Source organism: Nitrincola sp. A-D6 (assembly GCF_000764495.1).
GTDB lineage: Bacteria > Pseudomonadota > Gammaproteobacteria > Pseudomonadales > Balneatricaceae > Nitrincola.
In genome coordinates, this window is the sequence record NZ_JRLB01000038.1 from 67,740 (window position 1) to 86,715 (window position 18,976).

Annotated in this window: 17 protein-coding genes and 2 pseudogenes; 8 read left to right on the forward strand and 11 right to left on the reverse strand. The window is 51.2% G+C overall.

Annotated features, from left to right (window positions below; translation table 11 throughout):
* The first annotated feature begins 31 nt into the window (after positions 1-31).
* The 8 genes from LH51_RS24180 to LH51_RS24695 all read left to right on the forward strand — a co-directional run bounded on the left by LH51_RS24180 (position 32) and on the right by LH51_RS24695 (position 7,082).
* Entirely contained in the window at positions 32-481 is a 450-nt protein-coding gene (locus LH51_RS24180; protein WP_052063562.1) for a type II secretion system protein, read from the forward strand.
* A 55-nt stretch (positions 482-536) separates the two neighbouring features.
* A complete protein-coding gene (locus tag LH51_RS07615) occupies positions 537-917 on the forward strand; it encodes a GspH/FimT family protein (RefSeq protein ID WP_052063563.1) in 381 nt (126 codons plus the stop codon).
* A gap of 123 nt (positions 918-1,040) precedes the next feature.
* Positions 1,041-1,520, forward strand: a complete 480-nt coding sequence (locus tag LH51_RS07620) for a type II secretion system protein (protein ID WP_052063564.1) — start codon at positions 1,041-1,043, stop codon at positions 1,518-1,520.
* Entirely contained in the window at positions 1,517-2,341 is an 825-nt protein-coding gene (locus LH51_RS07625; RefSeq protein WP_036521178.1) for a type II secretion system protein, read from the forward strand. The genes LH51_RS07620 and LH51_RS07625 overlap by 4 nt, the downstream gene beginning before the upstream one ends.
* Entirely contained in the window at positions 2,338-2,757 is a 420-nt protein-coding gene (locus LH51_RS19020; protein WP_052063565.1) for a hypothetical protein, read from the forward strand. The genes LH51_RS07625 and LH51_RS19020 overlap by 4 nt, the downstream gene beginning before the upstream one ends.
* Positions 2,720-5,329 carry a LamG-like jellyroll fold domain-containing protein gene (locus LH51_RS19025; RefSeq protein ID WP_160173697.1) on the forward strand — a complete coding sequence of 870 codons (2,610 nt, stop codon included), beginning with the start codon at positions 2,720-2,722 and terminating at the stop codon, positions 5,327-5,329. Before LH51_RS19020 ends, LH51_RS19025 begins: the two co-directional genes overlap by 38 nt.
* Positions 5,302-6,561 carry a DUF6701 domain-containing protein gene (locus LH51_RS19030; RefSeq protein ID WP_160173698.1) on the forward strand — a complete coding sequence of 420 codons (1,260 nt, stop codon included), beginning with the start codon at positions 5,302-5,304 and terminating at the stop codon, positions 6,559-6,561. Before LH51_RS19025 ends, LH51_RS19030 begins: the two co-directional genes overlap by 28 nt.
* Positions 6,528-7,082 carry a DUF6701 domain-containing protein gene (locus LH51_RS24695; RefSeq protein WP_442934819.1) on the forward strand — a complete coding sequence of 185 codons (555 nt, stop codon included), beginning with the start codon at positions 6,528-6,530 and terminating at the stop codon, positions 7,080-7,082. Before LH51_RS19030 ends, LH51_RS24695 begins: the two co-directional genes overlap by 34 nt.
* On the opposite strand, the gene LH51_RS07645 is transcribed toward LH51_RS24695, so the two are convergent.
* The 11 genes and pseudogenes from LH51_RS07645 to LH51_RS07685 form a co-directional block, all read right to left on the reverse strand.
* On the reverse strand, positions 7,058-7,489 hold the full coding sequence (locus LH51_RS07645; RefSeq protein WP_036521183.1) for a hypothetical protein: 432 nt from the start codon (positions 7,487-7,489) through the stop codon (positions 7,058-7,060). The genes LH51_RS24695 and LH51_RS07645 overlap by 25 nt on opposite strands.
* A complete protein-coding gene (locus LH51_RS07650) occupies positions 7,461-7,976 on the reverse strand; it encodes a chemotaxis protein CheW (RefSeq protein WP_036521186.1) in 516 nt (171 codons plus the stop codon). The genes LH51_RS07645 and LH51_RS07650 overlap by 29 nt, the downstream gene beginning before the upstream one ends.
* 18 nt (positions 7,977-7,994) lie before the next feature.
* Positions 7,995-9,668 (reverse strand): annotated as a pseudogene (locus LH51_RS07655) (diguanylate cyclase); the annotation flags it as partial.
* A gap of 28 nt (positions 9,669-9,696) precedes the next feature.
* Positions 9,697-10,059 (reverse strand): response regulator, encoded by a 363-nt coding sequence (locus tag LH51_RS07660; protein ID WP_036521188.1) that lies wholly within the window; start codon positions 10,057-10,059, stop codon positions 9,697-9,699.
* A 42-nt stretch (positions 10,060-10,101) separates the two neighbouring features.
* Positions 10,102-12,231, reverse strand: coding sequence for a hybrid sensor histidine kinase/response regulator (locus LH51_RS07665; protein WP_036521190.1), 2,130 nt, complete (start codon positions 12,229-12,231; stop codon positions 10,102-10,104).
* A 3-nt stretch (positions 12,232-12,234) separates the two neighbouring features.
* Positions 12,235-13,727: pseudogene (locus LH51_RS07670) on the reverse strand (CheR family methyltransferase).
* Positions 13,724-14,521, reverse strand: coding sequence for a CheB methylesterase domain-containing protein (locus LH51_RS07675; RefSeq protein ID WP_235263602.1), 798 nt, complete (start codon positions 14,519-14,521; stop codon positions 13,724-13,726). Before LH51_RS07675 ends, LH51_RS07670 begins: the two are co-directional and overlap by 4 nt.
* On the reverse strand, positions 14,512-14,805 hold the full coding sequence (locus tag LH51_RS22435; protein WP_235263603.1) for a response regulator: 294 nt from the start codon (positions 14,803-14,805) through the stop codon (positions 14,512-14,514). Before LH51_RS22435 ends, LH51_RS07675 begins: the two co-directional genes overlap by 10 nt.
* 11 nt (positions 14,806-14,816) lie before the next feature.
* A complete protein-coding gene (locus LH51_RS22440; protein WP_052063570.1) occupies positions 14,817-15,602 on the reverse strand; it encodes a methyl-accepting chemotaxis protein in 786 nt (261 codons plus the stop codon).
* Positions 15,587-16,765 carry a PDC sensor domain-containing protein gene (locus LH51_RS22445; RefSeq protein WP_052063571.1) on the reverse strand — a complete coding sequence of 393 codons (1,179 nt, stop codon included), beginning with the start codon at positions 16,763-16,765 and terminating at the stop codon, positions 15,587-15,589. Before LH51_RS22445 ends, LH51_RS22440 begins: the two co-directional genes overlap by 16 nt.
* Positions 16,766-16,778: 13 nt before the next feature.
* Entirely contained in the window at positions 16,779-18,797 is a 2,019-nt protein-coding gene (locus LH51_RS07685; protein ID WP_036521192.1) for a methyl-accepting chemotaxis protein, read from the reverse strand.
* Positions 18,798-18,976 lie beyond the last annotated feature (179 nt).

Consider the following 18,976-nt stretch of genomic DNA (forward strand, 5'->3'; position numbering starts at 1 on the left):
ATAAATTGACTCATCACATGGAATCTATGTTATGGAAAAACAGCAGGGACTTACTCTGATAGAGTTAATTGTGGTGATTGTCATACTGGGCATACTCAGTGCAGTAGCTCTGCCTCGCTTTATTGATTTTTCGACTGAGGCAGAGAATGCGGCAATCATGGAATCGGCAGCTAATATCAGTTCGGCCATGTCCATCAATTATGCTGCCTGTGCTCTGGATCAGCATGATGCAACCTCGTCACGTTGCGTTCTTGTTGATCCGGACACTTACCTGAACGCATGCAGTCTGGTAACTGCCAATAGCGTGCTGAGCAACACGCTTGAGTTGGCAGAGGGATATATGATTGGTGTTGATTCCTCATTGAGTTTTCCGCAGAGTCGTCCCAATGGGACTACACTCGGGTGTAGTATCATTCGACCACATAAACCGCCCTACGGCGTAGTTGCACAGTATAATGTCATTATTGCAGGCAAGAACTAGTCACACAGGATCAACCAGAATTCACTGAAGTCTGGCCTTAAAGGTAGTGCCTCATATGCAGCCACAGTTTGATGACAGAATCGCAAAGGAAACAAACTTTTTATACTTGTTCCCACCTCTGCGAAATCACAGCTGCCAGGGCTTTACCCTGGTCGAGCTGATTCTGGTGCTGGTACTGCTGGGGGTTTTATCAGCGGTTGTGCTGCCCCGCTTTACCAGTAGTGGCTATGCTGAATACGGTTACACGGAAGAACTGGCTTCAGCTATTCGCTTTGCCCAACAAAGTGCTGTAGCCACAAATAGGCCGGTTACGTTGACACTCAGCAGTAATCATTACCGTATTTGCCGTGATACAACCTGTCCGTCCAGCGGCCCATTTTTGATCAACCCAGGGAATAATCGTCCCTGGATGGTAGTGCCTCCGGACGCGGTCTGACACCCAGTGGCGTAACCCTGTCACCGGCCACATCTATTACCTTCAACGGATTGGGTGTTCCTTCGCAGGGACTCAGTATTCAGTTGGGTGAGCGCAGCCTGCAACTGGAAGCGGAGACCGGCCATGTCCATTAGAAAAGTGCAACGGGGCTTTACCCTGATTGAACTGATTATTACCATCGTCGTTCTTTCCGCCGGTTTGTCAGGCATACTGCTGGTGTACTCCAACACGGTATTGCGCAGTGCTGACCCGCTGCTGCAACAACAGGCCCTCGCCATTGCCGAGGGCTATATGGAAGAGATTCAGGGCAAGATCTGCCACCCTGGTACTCAATCCAGTGGTAACCCGGAGCGAGGCGCCTGGCAGTATGTCGATGACTTTAACAATCTTGAACAATCCCCCACCCAGATCAATGGCACAGCACTGAGCCAACTGGGTGATTACAGCGTCACAGTGACTGTCACGGCCGAAGCGTTTGGCCCTGCAGGTCAACAGGTATCAGGTTGTGGTGTAGCCATACAGGTCGCAAACCAGCGCGTCAGCGATATTAGTGCCAGGCTGCACACCTTTATGGCGCCCTGGCCGGATGAGGCGTTGCCATGAGCCAGCATCCGCAGCGTATGGCCGGCTTTACCCTGATTGAGCTGATTATTGTCATCGTCCTTTTGGGCGTACTCGGCACGGTCACTATCGGTATCCTTATGCAACCTTTCCAGGCGTTTCAGGACCAATCCCGCCGAGCCAGCCTGGTCGCAGAGGCCGATTTGGTACTCACCCGCATGACCCGTGAGATACGTATGGCACTGCCTAATAGTGTGCGTATCAAAGAATCCAATGGTAACCAGTATCTGGAGCTTGTCCCAACCATCGGCGGTGGTCGTTACCGGGCCCTGGCTGACCTGAGTGATCCAGATAACCCAACCGGTGATGTGCTGGATTTTACTACGACAGATAGCAGTTTTGATGTGCTTGGCGGTGTACTGGGTGAGTTCAACACAGGAGATTATGTGGTGATCTTTAATGCCAGCACTGATCCGTCCTCCTCTGCTAACGCCTACCTCGGCGACAACCGCGCCGCATTGACTGCTGGCTCCACGAGTGAACATTTGCAGATTCAGCCTACCGCATTTCCTTTTGCGTCACTGGAAGCTCAACGCTTTGATATAGTCCCACAAACAGGTCCGGTAACCTATGCCTGCCTGGGGAATCAGCTGCAACGCTATAGTGGCTACGGCTTCCAGACAAACCAGCCAAGCGCTCTGACCTCGGGACATCTTATGGCCAGCCGGCTCGGTAGTTGTGAATTCAGCTACCTTCCTGGTGATCATATACGTAACGGGGTGGTAACCCTGCAACTCAGCATAACCGAAGACGATGAGACAGTAGCGCTGGTCTATCAGGCACAGGTAATCAATACGCCATGATGAAGCAAACAGCCTGTAAATACAGACAAAATTACACCCAGGCTCGCGGAGTTTCACTGGTTGCCGTACTATTTATCCTCATCGTACTGGGCGGGCTCGCAGCAGTCATGGCACAGATGGGCGCCACGCAGCATGTTGGCTACCTGCTTTCGCAAGAAGGTAAGCAGGCTTACTATGCTGCAAGAAGTGGCCTGGAGTGGGGACGCCATCAGGTCATAACACAAAATGACTGCTTCAATGATGCACAAACTGAAGAGGCCGGTTTTCAAATACACCTGAGCTGTCAGGCAAGCCTTGTATTTGAGGGGAATGAGTCACTTAACATCTATCATCTAAATGCCTCTGCAGCCAAAAGCACGCCCTTCGGCGAGATCCAGCGTGAAGCTGAAGCAACCATCTGGAGTCCCGTACCATGAAGTCGCTTATGATGATCCAGCCTTGCGCGGTCTACGAGCATGCCTGCTCTATCTCTTGGTCAGTGTGTTTTCTGTCAGTGTACATGCCGGCTTACTGACAGAGTGGCACCTGGATGAATCAGCCTGGAACGGCTCTCCCAATGAAGTACTGGACAGCAGCGGCAATAGTCATCATGGACAAGCCATGAATGGGCTTACCAGTGCGGCAGGCAAGGTTTGTCAAGCTGGCTGGTTTCGAGGAGAAGGGTTTAACGCCGCACCGAACAATACCTGGTACACAGCCCGCTACTACATTCAGGCACCTCATGCGACTCAGTTATCGCCCATGATTGAAGGGGCTAATGCTGAAATGAACCTGTCCGGCTGGATACGCCCGGATACTACCACGGATATGACGGTGCTGATGAAGGGAGGTGGCAGTAGCTCAAATGAATACCGTGTATTTATCGAGGGTGGCCGGCTAAAATTTACCCTTTGGAATCAATGGGGTGGTTCCGAGACAGGCACTATCAATCACACGTTAAGTGCCGGGCAGTGGTATTTTTTCTCTTTCTCATCTGAGCGTCAGGGTAACAGTCAAAATGTACGCTTAGCCGGGCAGCTCTACAGCGAGCAATCTGACACACCACTGGCAACACTCAATACAGGTAACCTGTCGATTCCGCTAACGAATTTAGTATCAAGCGGTGACCTCTACATAGGTGCTATTCGCTGGGGTGCCGGTGAGCCTACAGGATATTTCAATGGTCTGATTGATGAGCTACGTATCCACAACCAACAACTAACAGCGTCAGAGCGCCTGGCACTGAAAAATGCCACCCGTGATTGTGTGGTAACATCCACACTGATCGCTTCAGAAAACTTTGATAGCTATGCACCCGGAAGCTTGCAAGGCGGCAGTGCGGGCGAAGGCTGGGCAGGCACATGGCGGGCACACAGTAGTAGCCAGGCCGTGATTGATACCAGTCAACATTCGCTGGTTTACAACCAGGGGGGCCAGTGTATAGCCGGAGCCAATCGTGCACTGCAACTTAGTGGCACCACCAATAACGTTGCTAGTCGTAATCTCAGCCGGACAGTGGATGATGATGTGGTATACGTCAGTATGCTGGTACGCTTCACCGGCACCCAGGCAAACAATAAATTTTTTGCGCTCTGGTTTCAGAACCCCACCTATCAGAACCACCCTAATATCGGCATCAAGATGAACCGGGGTAATGGCAGTGGGCTGGAAGATTTCTTTGTGCGTACGACAAATCAGAATGAAACCTATCACACGGATCTGGTTTCCGGTCAGACCTACTTTCTGGTGGGCCGTCTGAGTAAATCTTCACCGGGTAGTGGTAATCCCTATAACCGCTTTGAACTCTGGGTGGACCCTGACAACCTGAATACACCCGGCTCACCCGATAGCGTAACCCCGCTTAGCAACAGCAATATTTCATCCTTCGATGAAATAGGCTTTAGAACACACCAGGTTAGTTCATCTGATGAGCTACTTGTTGACAGCCTGAAACTGGGATTGAAATGGGAGGATGTTGTAACCCCGTCAAGCAACTGCCCTGACCAAGTGTTAACCTGCATGACCGACGACTTTTCCAGAGAGTTGCTGGGTAGTGGCTGGTCGGTGACGCATCAAAGCGGCAGCTTTGGCAACCCACGCATTGTGGATCAACGCCTGCGTATGACCAATGCTTCCGGCAATGTCGCCACAGCGGCTAGCTTGCAACGCTTGTTTCCTTCTGCAAATAACCTGATCACTGTTGAGTTTGACTTTTATGCTTATGGCGGCAATGGTGCCGATGGTATTGCTGTTGTTCTCTCAGATGCTGCGACCACCCCTGCACCTGGCGGCTATGGCGGCTCACTCGGTTATGCACAACGCAGCGGGGGAATAAACGGTTTTGCTGGAGGCTGGCTGGGCATAGGTCTGGATACCTATGGCAACTTTTCCAATCCATCAGAAGGCCGACAAGGTGGGCCAGGACGTCGACAAAACAGCGTTTCTTTACGCGGTTCAGGTGCAGCCAGTAGTGGTTATCAATATATTCAGGGTACTGACACACTGTCCCCGATTGTGCGTAATACATCCGGCCATCGTTATCGCATTACTGTAGACAGCCGTATTGACGATGAATCCTGGGTTACTATTGAGCGCGATACAGGCTCAGGGTATGAAAATTTGATCGGCCCTGTCGATGTGCTGAGCAGTGCCGGGCAAGCACAGGTACCTGAGAATCTGTTGTTAACTCTGACCGGTTCGACCGGGGGTTCAAATGATAATCACGAAATTGATAATCTGGAAGTCTGTGGCTTGCGTATGGAGCCACTTGAAGCAGATATCCACCATTTCCGCCTGCTTCATAGTGGCAGTGGCCTGACCTGCGCCGCCGAACCTGTACAGGTCATCGCCTGCGCCTCAGACAATTGTAGTTCGCGTTTTACCGGTACGGCATCCGTTACCCTATCGCCTAACTCGTCCGGTACGATTCGCTGGTTGATGGAAATCAGCAATACCTGGATAACGGAGAAGCCACCTTTCAATTGCGTCGCAATACCCCAGGGAATGTAACCTTGGGCATTGCTGCCAGTTCTCCCAGTGCCTCCAATGTCACACGTTGCTTTAGTAATGGCACTGAGGGCAGCTGCAGTATCAACTTTGCAGAAAGTGGCTTTATTTTTGATTTACCTGACCTGCTCGCTGACAAACCGGATGCTTTTACTCTGAGTGCACGCCGTGCTGATGAAAATAATCCTGATACCTGTGCACCCGCCTTCACAGGTGAGCGCAGTATTAATTTCCGTAGCAGCTATACCAATCCTGGCAGTGGTACGCAATCTGTCTATCTGAATGGCCAGGCCATCAGTAACACGACCAGTTGGACTTCGTTATTACTGACATTTGATGAACAAGCCAATGCGCAAGTGGACATCCGCTACCCGGATGCTGGCCTAAAACAACTGGATGCGGCATTTACAGGCACATCCGGCAGTGACGAGCAAGGGTTGTCCCTGACAGGAAGTGATAGTTTCAGCAGTGCTCCCGCCGGTTTGTGTATCGAATCGACGGCGAATAATGCTGCTTGTGCCAGCGAAGATGCCAACTGCTCCGTATTTACACAGGCCGGTGAAGACTTTCCTATGCGGGTACGTGGCGTCGTCTGGACCGCTGATGACGATCCCCAGTTATGCGACAATACCACCACGCCCAACTATCGCCAGAGCAACATCACCCTGTCTTCATCGCTGGTTGCTCCCAGCGATGGCCGCAATGCTGAACTCTCACTCAGCCAGATTAATATCACCGAGAGCGGCGTGCAAAGCGAAGCGGTGAACCTTTCCGAAGTTGGCGTATTTCAGTTACTGGCGGTTCCCCAGGCTAATAGCTATTTTGGCAGAACAGTCGTTGCCGGGTTATCCGACCCGATTGGGCGCTTTATCCCCAGTCACTTTAACCTGCATTATCAGCTGGATGCAGCTTGTAGGCCAGGCAGCAGCGATGCGTTTACCTATACGGGTTACCAGTCAGCAAGCAGTATCCAGAACCCAGGGCAGCCGTTTCAGATAACCGGACATATCCTGGCACTGAATCAGCAAGAGCAGCCCACCTACAATTACCGCCAGGACTTTGCCAAACTCACCAGTGCGGACCTTGCCGGTACCGCCTTGCTGGCACCCGATGGTATAGCTGAGGGGCAATTTAACAGCTGGGCACCAACCTCCAGGCATTTACCCAGGGGCGCGGTGACTTCAGCATCAACACGGATTATCTGGCCCATCAGCGTCCACATTCGCCCTTGTTAATCTACCCCAACCTGACTGCCACAGACAGTGATGCTGTCAGTGGCTCAGAAGGTGACCCTGCAGCAGCAGGGCGCTTTATCAGTGGGCGCATGGTGATAGAATCAGGCCATGCATTCTTAGAAACTGACCCGATAAATTTAACACTTGATGCGCAAATGTATGATGGCAACCGCTGGACCACACATTCAGCTGATCAATGCACCAGCGTCAGCGCTTTTCGAATGGATAACGATCAGGAGGAGAATCAATCCAGCAGTATTCGGATCGGTGAAGGAACAACCAGCCTACCTGCAAACCCTTATGAAACGTTCGATGCAGGACAGCACAGTTTAACGCTCAGTGCACCAGGCGAGGGTAATAGTGGCTTCACCAACCTGACCCCCTTATTGAACGATCAGCCTTGGTTACGTCATGACTGGACAGGTAATGCTCAATACACCGACAATCCATCCGGACGCGCCGCCTGGGGCCTGTATCGTGGTAATCCAAATATTATTTATATGCGTGAGATCTGGCGGTAACACTGCTCAAGCAGGTCCACATCCAGTAGCGCAACCAAGCGCTGCTGGTGAAAACCCAGCGCCTTCAAGGGTTCGAAGTTGCTGCGCTGTGCCAGGAGGCTGGGCAGAGGGTAAATTTCAGCAGGCTCCAGTTCAATCAAGTCTGCGCCTACGTTTAAGCCCAGCAACCAGTCTGCACTATGCCCTGTTATCCTTAGCCATTGGGTCACTGCTGGATCCTGCCGCAAGGCTTCACTTGAAACTTGCGGCGTGTAGAGCACCGAGAAAGGGACCACTGAAGATACCTGATGATCTACCAGACCGCGTCCGGCAACACGAATGGCCTCCAGCCAAATGTCACTGATCCATGTGTAAACACAACAACCGGCAGTGGTGAACTCACCCCTGCCCTCCTTGCCAGGCGGCAAACACTTTATCCAGATCCAGCAGCGCAACTGCCCGCTGTTTGAACTGCAGTAATCCTGTGACATAGGGATTAAGATGCTCCGGCAGACTTGCAGGGGGCGGCTGTATCTGACTCTCAGGGATATCAACCACATCCAGCAAGCAATCAACCCGAAGTCCACTGTGCATCTTCTTGCCTTTTGCCAGTAAAATAGCGCTATGCCTAGTCTTATCGTCCTGATCTTTAAGCTGCAACAAGGTATGCAGGCGTATGACCGATTCAATATCGCCTCTGACATTCATGACGCCCTCGACGGCTGACGGCATACCAGGTACAAAATAGACTGGCTCGTTACCAGGTAGTACTTCCCGCACCAATTCACCGAGGAAGGCAAAATCACGATCACCAAGACTGAATATAACCAGTTTAACCACTGGCTCATCAACATCGACAATGTCCTCTTCAGGAGCCTGTCGAGCGGCTAAAATAGTTTCCAGCGTTTCAGTCATTTTTTTGCCTGCCAATTACAACCTGATTGCGTCCTTGGTGCTTGGCCTGGTAGAGCGCCCGGTCTGCCGCCATACGCAAAGCATCAACCTGGGTGTAATCCGGATAACAGCTAAGCCCTGCGCTGAAGGTACAGCTAAAGCGCGCCTTGCCCGCCGTAAAGGCTATATTGGAGAAATCTTCACGCAGCTGATTGACCAGTTTTTCGGCATACACCACGGTGACATTTTTCAGCAATAAGGCGAACTCTTCTCCCCCATAACGTCCGATAATATCTGAACTTCGAAGACGGTGTTTGAGTATACGTGCCAGGCAACCAGTACCTGGTCCCCAGCCATATGACCATGCAAATCATTAACATCTTTAAAATTATCCAGATCCAGCATCACTAAAATCAGATTTTCCTGCTGACGAACAGCTTGTGCCAGGCTGGTATGCAACATTTCGGTGGTAGTGGTGTGATTGTAGAGGCCCGTCAAACTATCCAGTGACATTAACGCACGTAAAGTACGCATGCGCTCCGCCCGCAACACAACAGCCGAGACCAGCTCTTCCGGAACAACTGGCTTGGTGATGAAGCCCTCAACCCCTACCTGCATCGCCGAAAACTGTTTTTTCCGGTTGGTTTCATTGGACAAGTAAATGATAGGTAAACTGATGTACTCCGGCAACTGACGAATAATCGCAGCCAGTTCCACACCGGTACAGCGTGGCATATACATATCTACCAACACCAAATCCGGATTGAACTGACGCAGCAGATCGAGAATTCCCGACGGGTCATGCAACTGCTTCACTTGCATGCCCGCTTCCTGAAGTATCAGGCTATGGTAAGCCGCAACTTCCGGCTCATCATCGACAACCAGGATACGCAGCTGTTCTTCGCGTTTTTCACTTAGCAGCAGCTCATCCAGCTTGGCAGCCAGATCCAGTGCCTGTGCTGGTTTAGTGAAATAGGCACGGCAACCGGCCTGTACAGCCCCCAGACGCGCTTCAAAATCACCATAGCCAGACAACACAATCGATGGTAAGGCTTCACCAATAATAACGGACAAGCGTGCCAGTTCGTCTGTACCTGCCGTACTGCCGTTAGGAAAATACACATCCATGATTACGGCATCCGGACGACGCCTTAACACGGCGTCATGAAAGCTCTGCGTATCCATAAAGTATTCAATTTCATAGCCGAAGCAATGCAACTGATAGCCTAGCTGACTCACCTGTACCGGTTCATCATCACAGATATAGATCAAGGCCTTGCGATCGCCGTCAACGCCGCCGTGCTTGCCTTGCTCCATTTCAAAGAAGGGTGCAGGCTGAGCATGGCTAGACGCTTCACCACTATTTTGCTGAAGCAGCTGAAGCTGCTGCTTCATTTCACTCAACAGCGGGCCCAGTGGTAAGAGCTTGGTAGCGGAAACCTCGCTCTCCGGCAGGTCGATTAATTCCAGCAGCAACGTTTCACCCTTACCGGCAATATCGGCCAGCCCGGTAAAACCAAAGGAGCTGGCCGTACCCTTAATGCTGTGGAAGAACCTATGTAGCTCAACAGCAAGCCTTATTTGAGCCTGCCAGTCTGATGACAGTAGCAAATACTGTTGCTGCGCATTGTCCAGACGAGCAGGCATCTGGCTAAGAAAGCTCATTCTCAACCGGGTAATTTTTTCCTGCAACGTTGGCTGTTTTACATCCATCAGGATTTACTCCGTCAACTTAAGCGGTTTAACTTTGTCTGGCCAAGGCTTGTGTCACGGCGATGGGTAAGCTTTGTTCCAGATTAAAATCTTTCTGTATACAGGCATCCAGTCCCGGCTCCTTCGCACACAGGTGAGCCGGATCATCACCGGTGAGCAGTATAAAAGGCTGTGTCTGCCCCTGTTCCTTAAGATCACGATACAAGTCGATACCACTGATCAAGGGCATATTCATATCACTGACAATCAGTGCAATCTGCGGATGGGCATTCAGCTGCTCAACGGCTTCCACTGCATTAGCGGCCTGCACCACCTGATATCCCTGATCTTCAAGCACCGCCGTCGTCATTTCACCCGCCAGTGCATCATCATCCACTACCAGTATTTGCATTGTGTTTATCCCGTATAATCTGACTTTAGTCCAATAAAACTCTCAGGTATCCACCAAACTACTCTGATCGAAGCTTCCTTTGACAATATAAGCATCAGCACCGACCTGGATACCCCGGCGACGATCACTTTCCTTCTCTCTGGAGGTAATGATAATAATCGGCTTATGCTGATAACGCGCATCCTGACGCAGCTTGGCTGTCAGGGTAAAGCCATCCATCACTGGCATTTCAACATCGGTGAGTACCGCATCAAAATCTTCCGCCAGAGCTTTATCCAAACCATCCTGGCCATTCTCAGCCAAGGTGACCTGATACCCCCAGGCTTCCAGCACATCCCGTTCAATTTCACGGGTATTCAGGGAGTCATCTACCACCAGGATACGCTGACGCAGTTTCTCCCGTCCTGACTCCGCTTTCCCCCTGTCCGGCATGAAGCTTCTTGAACGCTTGGACAAGGTCATTAAATGGGGAACATGCAACAGACTAACCAGGTGATTATGTCCGGTAGTGACCATACCGGAGATCAGCGAGTTATTACGCAGGTGTGGTGGTAGCTGTTTAATCACCAGATCCCGTTCATCAATCAGTTCATCAATTTCCAGCGCCAGCTTTTCATGGTGCAAGCGGGTGATCAGCAGCAACACATCCGGTTCAGCGCGCGCCGGGTGCTTTGAAGTTACCGGCATGGGCGGTAAATCCATCAACTCTGACAACTTCATCACCGGCACAAACTCATTACGTACTATCACCGCATTACGGTCTGCCACCTCGACCATTTTGCTACGCGGCACACTAACCAGCTCAGCCACATACTGCGCAGTAAAGCCCAACAACTGTCCGGAAACCCGCACCAATAAAACACGCATCATTGCCAAGGATAAGGGTAAGCGTAGCGTAAATCGAGCCCCCTCTCCAGCCCGGCTCTCAATGCTGATAGCTCCCTGAAGATTATCGATAACCGTTCGCTTAACCACATCCATTCCCACGCCGCGGCCAGACAGATCGGTAATCATTGCACTGGTAGAGAAGCCCGGCAAGAAAATAAGATCCCTCACCTCCTGTTCGGTAAGACTTTCCAATGCGTCAGCTGTAATTAGCTGTTTGCTCAGTGCTTTATTGCGAATGGCGTCCAGGTCCACGCCGGCACCATCATCGATGATCTCAATCACCACCCAGCCACCATCCTGAGAGGCCTTAAGTTGCAGCAGCCCTTGTTCAGGCTTGCCTGCGGCCAGTCTGGCTTGTGCTGTTTCTATACCATGATCAAGGGCATTGCGCAGTAAATGAATAACCGGGTCAGCCAATTGATCAATCATCTGCCGATCCAGTTCAATATCGGCACCCTGTACCCGACACTCAACCTGTTTGCCCAGGGAACGCGCCAGGTCTCTGACCAGACGCGTGGCCGGCTCAAATACGATAGACAAAGGCAGCATACGCATCTGTAAGCCGATATCATGCAGATCCTGCATCAACAGCTCCTGCAACTGAATCCGGTCTTTCAGGGTTCTGGAGAACTGCTGCAACCCGGAGGCCAGCTCCGCATCTTCTTTTTTCTGCGCCTGCAACTCAAGCTGTTGCGCGATGCGCGTCATTTCACGTAAGCCCGCATGGCTGGACACCACTTCACCCATCAACTTGATTAACTCTTCGAGCTTACTCAAGCGGATACGTACAGTTTCAGATGTTCTTAGTGCGGCTGGTACCAAAGTGTCAGCGCTATCCGCTGGCGAGGGCATCTCTGGCTCAACATCGGTGGTTACAGCCGTTTTAGTTGCGCCTTGAGCGGCTGCAGTCAATGCCGTACACAGCGCCGCATCGGCTGGACTCAGACGGTCAGCATCCAGCGTATCTGAAAGAGTGGCAATATAATCAGATAACTGATCGACTCCCTGATATAGCAAGCCCAGGTTATCTGAGTCCACATGGACCTGCCCTTCACGCAGGGCACTGAGCAGGTCTTCCAGACTATGGGCCGTTTCCGTAATAGGAAAAAGCTTCAACATACGTGAAGACCCCTTCAGGGTATGTGCCGAACGGAACAAACTATTGATCTGTTCGGCGTTCACTTCCCCCTTCTCAAGATCTGCAAGCCCTTCGGCCATCTGACTCAAGTGGTCCTGAGCTTCTTCAATAAAACGCAGTAGAAATTTTTTAATATCCAATGCCATAAATCAGCCTTCTCCCTTATCCGAAAGCTGTGAGTTCTGTCTTAACTTCAGCAAATGTCGTTCGCTGAGAAACAGAATATCACCCCGTGGCAGAGGTAGCGGCACCCACAGCATACCATCGGCAGCATGCTGATCATCTGACAGAATACGCCGAACTACCTGATAAGCTTTGATTGCCGCCGAGTCACGCTCCTGAGCCCGATAAGTTTCAGCCAGGTAATAATGAGCAGGCCAGCACTCCGGACAGGTGTAGGTAACTTTTCTGAACCAGTCACAGGCTTCCTGAAGGCGTTGCTGCCACTTGGCATTCAAGCCCTTAAGTAATAGCCCATCAACAGACCAGGGATCCTCATGAAGTACCTGATCCAGCAACCCCTCCGCTTCATAAAAGGCACGCTGATTGAGTAATAGCCAACTTTTTAACAACAGCACACCCACAGCCACGGGCTGACTCTGCAGGCTGAGATGTTTATCCAGTAACTCAGTGGCTTTTTCACGCTCCCCTTCCTGCACCAATTGGCGTATTTGATCCAGAGGTGGCAGGTTAAGTAGCGTGGATGTTGAAGTATTGGGCGTTGCTTGTGCCGCTGGCTGTGGATCGCCAGCCGGTACGTTGCCAGCTTGAGAAGCTGTGGTGCTCACTGAATACAAAGAGGACCAGCTCATCGCCTGACTGGAGGCGGGGCGATAGGCTTCGCCCTTAATAAAATAATAATGCCCATGTTCTTCCACCAGCTCAAACACGCCCAGGTCATTACCCAGGGTTTCCGAACTGCCTAGCAACAGAATACCATTTTCATTTAAGACATCATAAAAGCGCTGGTGAATCATCTGACGCGTTTGCGGATCAAAATAGATAGAAACATTACGACAAAAAATCAGATCGTAGCCTTCAAGCCCTTGCGGCTGCAGTGGCGCTTTAAGGTTCAGCGGCAGAAAATTGATGCTCTGACGTATCTCATCCACCAATTGGTAGTTGCGTTGCAACGGACGAAAGTAACGTTGCTGTAATTTGTCATCCATACTACGAAATGAAAAAGACGAATAGATGCCCTGACGTGCTTTGGTTAATATCTGCCGATCCAGATCACCCGCATCTATCTGGAACAGCTGCCGCCGCTGTTCCCCGTAAACTGTATCCAGCGCCATGGCCAAGCTATAGGCTCTTCACCTGACGAGCATCCGGCACTCAGAATTCGCAGTGGACGACATGCTTGTCGGGCCAGCAAGCGAGGTACCAGCTGATTTGTGAACAGCGCTATCTGATCCGGTTCACGAAAAAAGTAGGTTTCATTCACTGTCAGTGCACTGATCAACTGCTCAAACTCTTCAGGATTTTTTTCCAGCAAGCGAAAGTACTGCCGCAGATCCTGATACCCTAACCGTGTAGCAGCCAGATTCAGCGCCTTACTCAGACGATCCTCAGCAATACCCTCCAGCACCAGTCCACAGTGGTTATAAATCAGCTCTTTAAATGGAGCCAACTCCAGACTCATCGTACCCCCTGGCGGATCGCATGACAGTAATCAGCCGCATTTAAACTGAGAACATCCACTACTTCAGCGGCGAGCTGATCAAGGGGTAAAAGTTTCAGGATTCCACCGGTATTCACCGCCTCCTGATTCATGCCATAAATAACAGAACTGGCTTCATCCTGTGCCAGTGTGACACCGCCGGCATCACGAATAGCCAGCATCCCCGCGGCTCCATCACGCCCCATTCCCGTCAGAATCATACCAATCGCATCAGCACCACAGTGTCTGGCAACCGAATTGAGCAGCTGATCACAGCTGGGGCGATAAATATCACCGGTACATCGGGATATGAGCGCAAGCCGATGTGCCGACGTCAATGTCAGGTGCTGCTCAGAAGGAGACACATAAATTTGTCCCGGCTGCAGCAGTTCACCCTCCTGTGCCACTTTGACCGGCAAGGGGCACAGGCTATTTAACCATTGAGCCATACCCTCGGCAAAGCCATCGCTAATGTGTTGGGCGATCAGAATAGGAGCAGGAAAGCCTAACGGAAATTTGGGTAATAAAACGGCCAGTGCCTGAGGCCCACCGGTCGAAGATGCAATGGCCACAACCCGGCGGTAACTGCGCAACAAAGGCTCGGGCATGGCCAAAGCTGTTTTTTCAAATGCAGCCGCCGGCTCAGATACCAGGCGCCGCCGTAGATACGTAATGACCGGCACCCCCGCCAGCAAGCGGATTTTTTCTACGAAGTCCGCCGCCTGTTCCGGTGTATAGTCAGGCTTGGGAATCACCTCCAATGCCCCTAGCTGCAAGGCTCATAGGCCTTTTCTGCATCTGACTCATTACTAACTACCAGAATCGGAACAGCTTTCTGATGCATGATTGTTGAAATCGCCCGCATGCCATCCATTACCGGCATATTCAGATCCATAGTGACAAGATCAGGGCGGAACAACTGCGTCATTTCGACCGCTTCCTGTCCATGGCGCGCCTCACCCACCACCTCAATATCGGTTTCCTCTTCAAGAATGGCACGCAACAGCCCACGCGCCAGGCTGCTGTCATCTGCAATCAGAACACGAATGGTCTTATGCATTATCATCAGCCTTACTGATCCTGCCTATCAGAAAAATTATCGTCATTGTTGTCCGTCCGGAACTCTTGCACCAACTGGTTCAACTCAGCCGACATGCCCACCATCTCTTCACTAATTTCGGTGATACTGCGCACCGACTGGGCATTATGGGTACTGGCATTGGCAATATCGCGCAGGGCAATCACCACCTGGCTACTGGCTGTTTTCTGCTGCTTGGTGGATAGGGATATCTGCTGGGCCGCATTACTGGTCTTGGTGGCGGCCTGTACCAGCGCATTTAGGTCATCAGCCGTTATGGCACTGACATCCATGCCACTCTGAATAGAGCCGGAGCCTTTCTCTGAAGTGATCACCAGACGGCTGATTGAGTCCTGTATCTCCTGTATGCGCTCTTCAATTTCCTGCGTCGAATCGGTGACACTATCAGCCAGGCGGCGGATTTCACTCGCCACGACTGAAAAACGCTTACCAGAATCACCGGCACTGGACGCTTCCAATGCGGCATTAAAAGCAATCAGTTTGGTTTGATCTGCCAGGGTATTGATCAGATCCATTACCTTGCTAATCTGTTTGGATTTGGCACCCAGCTCCATAATTTCAGTCAGACTGCGGGCATTGTCCTGCTGAATTTCACTCATGCGTTGCAGTAACTGCTGCATGGCCTGGGCACCTTTTTTGCTGCTGTCTAACGTCAGATTGGCCACATCTACGACGGACTGAGAGTGATCAGCAATCTGTGTCGAAGAAGCTGACAGCTCTTCCATGGTCGAGGTGATTTCGGCTACAGATGAAGACATCTGCTCCACGCGGCCGCCATGGATTGGCTAACTTCCTGCTGCAGACTACTGTTTTGATTCACCAGGCCAGCCGTATGCGCCAGACGTCCTGCCGACTCACTTAAATTGTCAGCATTACGGAAAATCGCCTGGATGATGTGTGATAAACGTTCCAGCAAGTGATTGGTCTGCCTGGCCAGATCACCAAGCTCAGCCTGATCGCGTATTTCGATTCGTCGTGACAGATCCAGCGTCTGGCTAATCTGTTTAAGCTGCTGCTGAAAGCTTACCAAGGGCTTACTCAATGAGCGTGTCAGTTGATAAAGCACCAGACAGCTGACCAAAATTACCAGTAACGACAGGGATGACAACTGCCAGGTCAGGCTAACCAATCCGGCATTCACTTCAGCGGCATCAACTAGCAGCAGAAAGGTCCAGTCAGCCTCAGGCACATCAATACTGGAAAGCAACCAACTGCGGCCCTCAAACTCTACAGTCTGAATACCCGGCTGCAGCGTTACACCGGGCAACAGATCACTCAAATTCTGCTGCAACAGCGCCTGATCCGGATGCGCCAACACCTGACCTGACTTATCCAGCATCCAGGTTTGTGTGCTCCAGCGCGTTTGTGTCGCCAGCAGATCATTGATGATACCGGAAATCAGTAAATCGGCTCCAAGAATATTGTCAGCATCTGCAGCCAGCGGAAGCGCCAGCGTAATAATCAATTCTCCGGTAACCGCATCGACATAGGGTGAGGTAATAATCAGGTCCTGTTGCGCTGTTGCAGCCTGATACCAGGGCCTAATGCGAGGATCAAAACCCGCAGGCAGTTCGCCCGGAGGTTGAGACTGCACCATGCCACCCTGAGGCGTACCGACATAAACCAGGTCAAATTCACCCGCATCCAGCCCCAGCGTCAGGCGCTCTTCCCAAGGCTCCCAGCCATCCGGAGAAGCCGGTAACTGGGTAGCCAGCGCGCGCATGACGCTTATTTTAGCGCTAAGCCACTGGCTAGCCGTCGTCCGGGTCTGTTCCATACTGCTCTGCATTTCGCTGGTCATTGCCTGACTGACTTCCCGCTGCATCAAATTACCGGCCAATAGACTCAACAGAAATAAGGCAACCAGCAACAATCCCGCCATAGAAAATAACAGTTTTTTCTGGAATGACAGGTTTTGCATCTTCGTGCTCCTTTCAAGATTCGCTATTGGCTGAAGACTGGCTCAACTGAAATTCCTGCACCAGGGAGTTGAGCTCTGATGACATGGTTAACATCTCTTCACTAATCTCGGTAATACTGCGTACAGACTGAGCATTATGCGTACTGGCATTAGCAATATCACGCAGCGCAATCACTACCTGATTGCTGGCTGTTTTCTGCTGCTTGGTAGACAGGGAGATTTGCTGCGCCGCATTACTGGTCTTGGTCGCCGCCACGACCAGTGCACTCAGGTCATCTGCCGTAGCCGAACTCACATCCATGCCACTTTGAATCGAACCGGAGCCTTTCTCTGAAGTAATCACCAAACGGCTGATGGAGTCCTGTATCTCCTGTATGCGCTCTTCAATCTCCTGTGTGGAATCGGTGACACTATCGGCCAGGCGGCGGATTTCACTGGCCACAACAGAAAAACGCTTACCCGAGTCACCGGCACTGGAGGCTTCCAGTGCCGCATTAAAAGCAATCAGTTTGGTTTGATCTGCCAGGGTATTGATCAGATCCATTACCTTGCTGATCTGTTTGGATTTGGCACCCAGCTCCATAATTTCAGCCAGACTGCGAGCGTTGTCCTGCTGAATTTCACTCATGCGTTGCAGCAACTGCTGCATGGCCTGGGCACCTTTTTTGCTGCTGTCTAACGTCAGATTGGCTACATCCACTACAGACTGGGAATGATCAGCGATCTGTGTCGAAGAAGCTGACAGCTCTTCCATGGTTGAGGTAATTTCCGCTACAGATGAAGACATCTGTTCCACTGCTACAGCCATGGACTGGCTAACCTTCTGCTGCAGCGAACTATTCTGGTTCACTAAACCTGCGGTCTGCGCCAGACGACCTGCCGACTCACTTAAATTGTCAGCATTACGGAAAATCGCCTGAATAATCAGAGACAGACGCCCCAGCAAGTGATTGGTTTGCTTGGCCAGGTCACCTAATTCCGCCTGATCATCAATGCTAATCCGTCGTGACAGGTCCAGAGTTTGTGAAATTCCCTGTAATTGCTGCTGAAAATGCACCAGAGGTCGGCTGAGAGAGGTGGCCAACGGATAGAGCACCACCAAACTGATCAGCAGAAGCACAAAACCGGTCAGCATGGAGCGATAGAGCTGCTGGCTGATTGGATCCATAAACTCAGCACGAGGCACCTCAACAACGAGGTAGCGCTGCAGATCATTGATCCAAATGGTGCCAACTAACAATGCCTGCCCGCCCTGCTGTACTTCAGCCACCGCAACACCCTGATGCCCCTGCAAGCCTTGCAATGCGGCTGAACTGTTCAAATCCTGAATTAAGGCACCCTCGGCCTTTACTTCAACAATCCCATCCTGATTAGCCAATGAAGCACGACCACTTTTTCCAAGCCGATAGGCGCTCACGCTCTCAGCCAGATGCAGCATATCCAACCCCACACCGGCTACACTTACCGGCTCATCCGCCGTGTTGTAAGCATCACTGCGGTAGTTGACGAACATCTGCAAATGCTCACCACTGAATTCATTTGAGTCCAGGTTCAATTCATAAGCAGCCCCGGTACCGATATAGCGGAAGTACCAGCTATCATCCGCATTATTGCGCTGCATCTCGCGCCGATTGAGCTGCCCGTCCTGGTAGTGATGGTAAAAGATGCGCTGGCCATCATTCGCCGCAATAAAGACAATACCCGCTTCCAATTGCGTGTGTACGCGAGCCATCTCGGCCTTTACCATCCACAGGTCTGACTCTGGCATGCCCTGGCGAATCCAACGTTCGATAAAGGAGTTGGCGGCCAGGCTACGTGAAACCTGGATGCTCGGGGCTAACTGCAAAGCCACTTCACTGCCAAGCTTTTCCAACTGGGCTGGCAGCTCCTGAGTGATCAGGCTTTCGACACGAGTTTGAGTATAAAATCGGTACTGCAACAGTAATGAAACAATCATTACCAGAGACAGCAACACACCGAAGGCAATAAAAAGGCGTAAGCGTAAAGATAACCGGTTCCACAGTAGGTACATGGCTCACCCATAGATGTTCAAACAAAAGGGATGGCTCAATGGACCTGGTTACTATTGAAGAGCCACTCTTACAGCTTAATTAACAACGTATACATTTAAAATGCAAGGATATTTAGGTTTTCTGCTGTATCAGCTACAGGCCTCCACACGATTACGGCCACCTGCCTTGGCCTGGTAGA

Bases quoted from the DNA above. Each gene is read 5' to 3' on its own strand.
- LH51_RS24180 (WP_052063562.1), top strand. From the start codon at position 32: ATGGAAAAACAGCAGGGACTTACTCTGATAGAGTTAATTGTGGTGATT.
- LH51_RS07615 (WP_052063563.1), top strand. From the start codon at position 537: ATGCAGCCACAGTTTGATGACAGAATCGCAAAGGAAACAAACTTTTTA.
- LH51_RS07620 (WP_052063564.1), top strand. From the start codon at position 1,041: ATGTCCATTAGAAAAGTGCAACGGGGCTTTACCCTGATTGAACTGATT.
- LH51_RS07625 (WP_036521178.1), top strand. From the start codon at position 1,517: ATGAGCCAGCATCCGCAGCGTATGGCCGGCTTTACCCTGATTGAGCTG.
- LH51_RS19020 (WP_052063565.1), top strand. From the start codon at position 2,338: ATGATGAAGCAAACAGCCTGTAAATACAGACAAAATTACACCCAGGCT.
- LH51_RS07650 (WP_036521186.1), bottom strand. From the start codon at position 7,976: ATGACTGAAACGCTGGAAACTATTTTAGCCGCTCGACAGGCTCCTGAA.
- LH51_RS07660 (WP_036521188.1), bottom strand. From the start codon at position 10,059: ATGCAAATACTGGTAGTGGATGATGATGCACTGGCGGGTGAAATGACG.
- LH51_RS07665 (WP_036521190.1), bottom strand. From the start codon at position 12,231: ATGGCATTGGATATTAAAAAATTTCTACTGCGTTTTATTGAAGAAGCT.
- LH51_RS22435 (WP_235263603.1), bottom strand. From the start codon at position 14,805: ATGCATAAGACCATTCGTGTTCTGATTGCAGATGACAGCAGCCTGGCG.
- LH51_RS22440 (WP_052063570.1), bottom strand. From the start codon at position 15,602: ATGTCTTCATCTGTAGCCGAAATCACCTCGACCATGGAAGAGCTGTCA.
- LH51_RS22445 (WP_052063571.1), bottom strand. From the start codon at position 16,765: ATGCAAAACCTGTCATTCCAGAAAAAACTGTTATTTTCTATGGCGGGA.
- LH51_RS07685 (WP_036521192.1), bottom strand. From the start codon at position 18,797: ATGTACCTACTGTGGAACCGGTTATCTTTACGCTTACGCCTTTTTATT.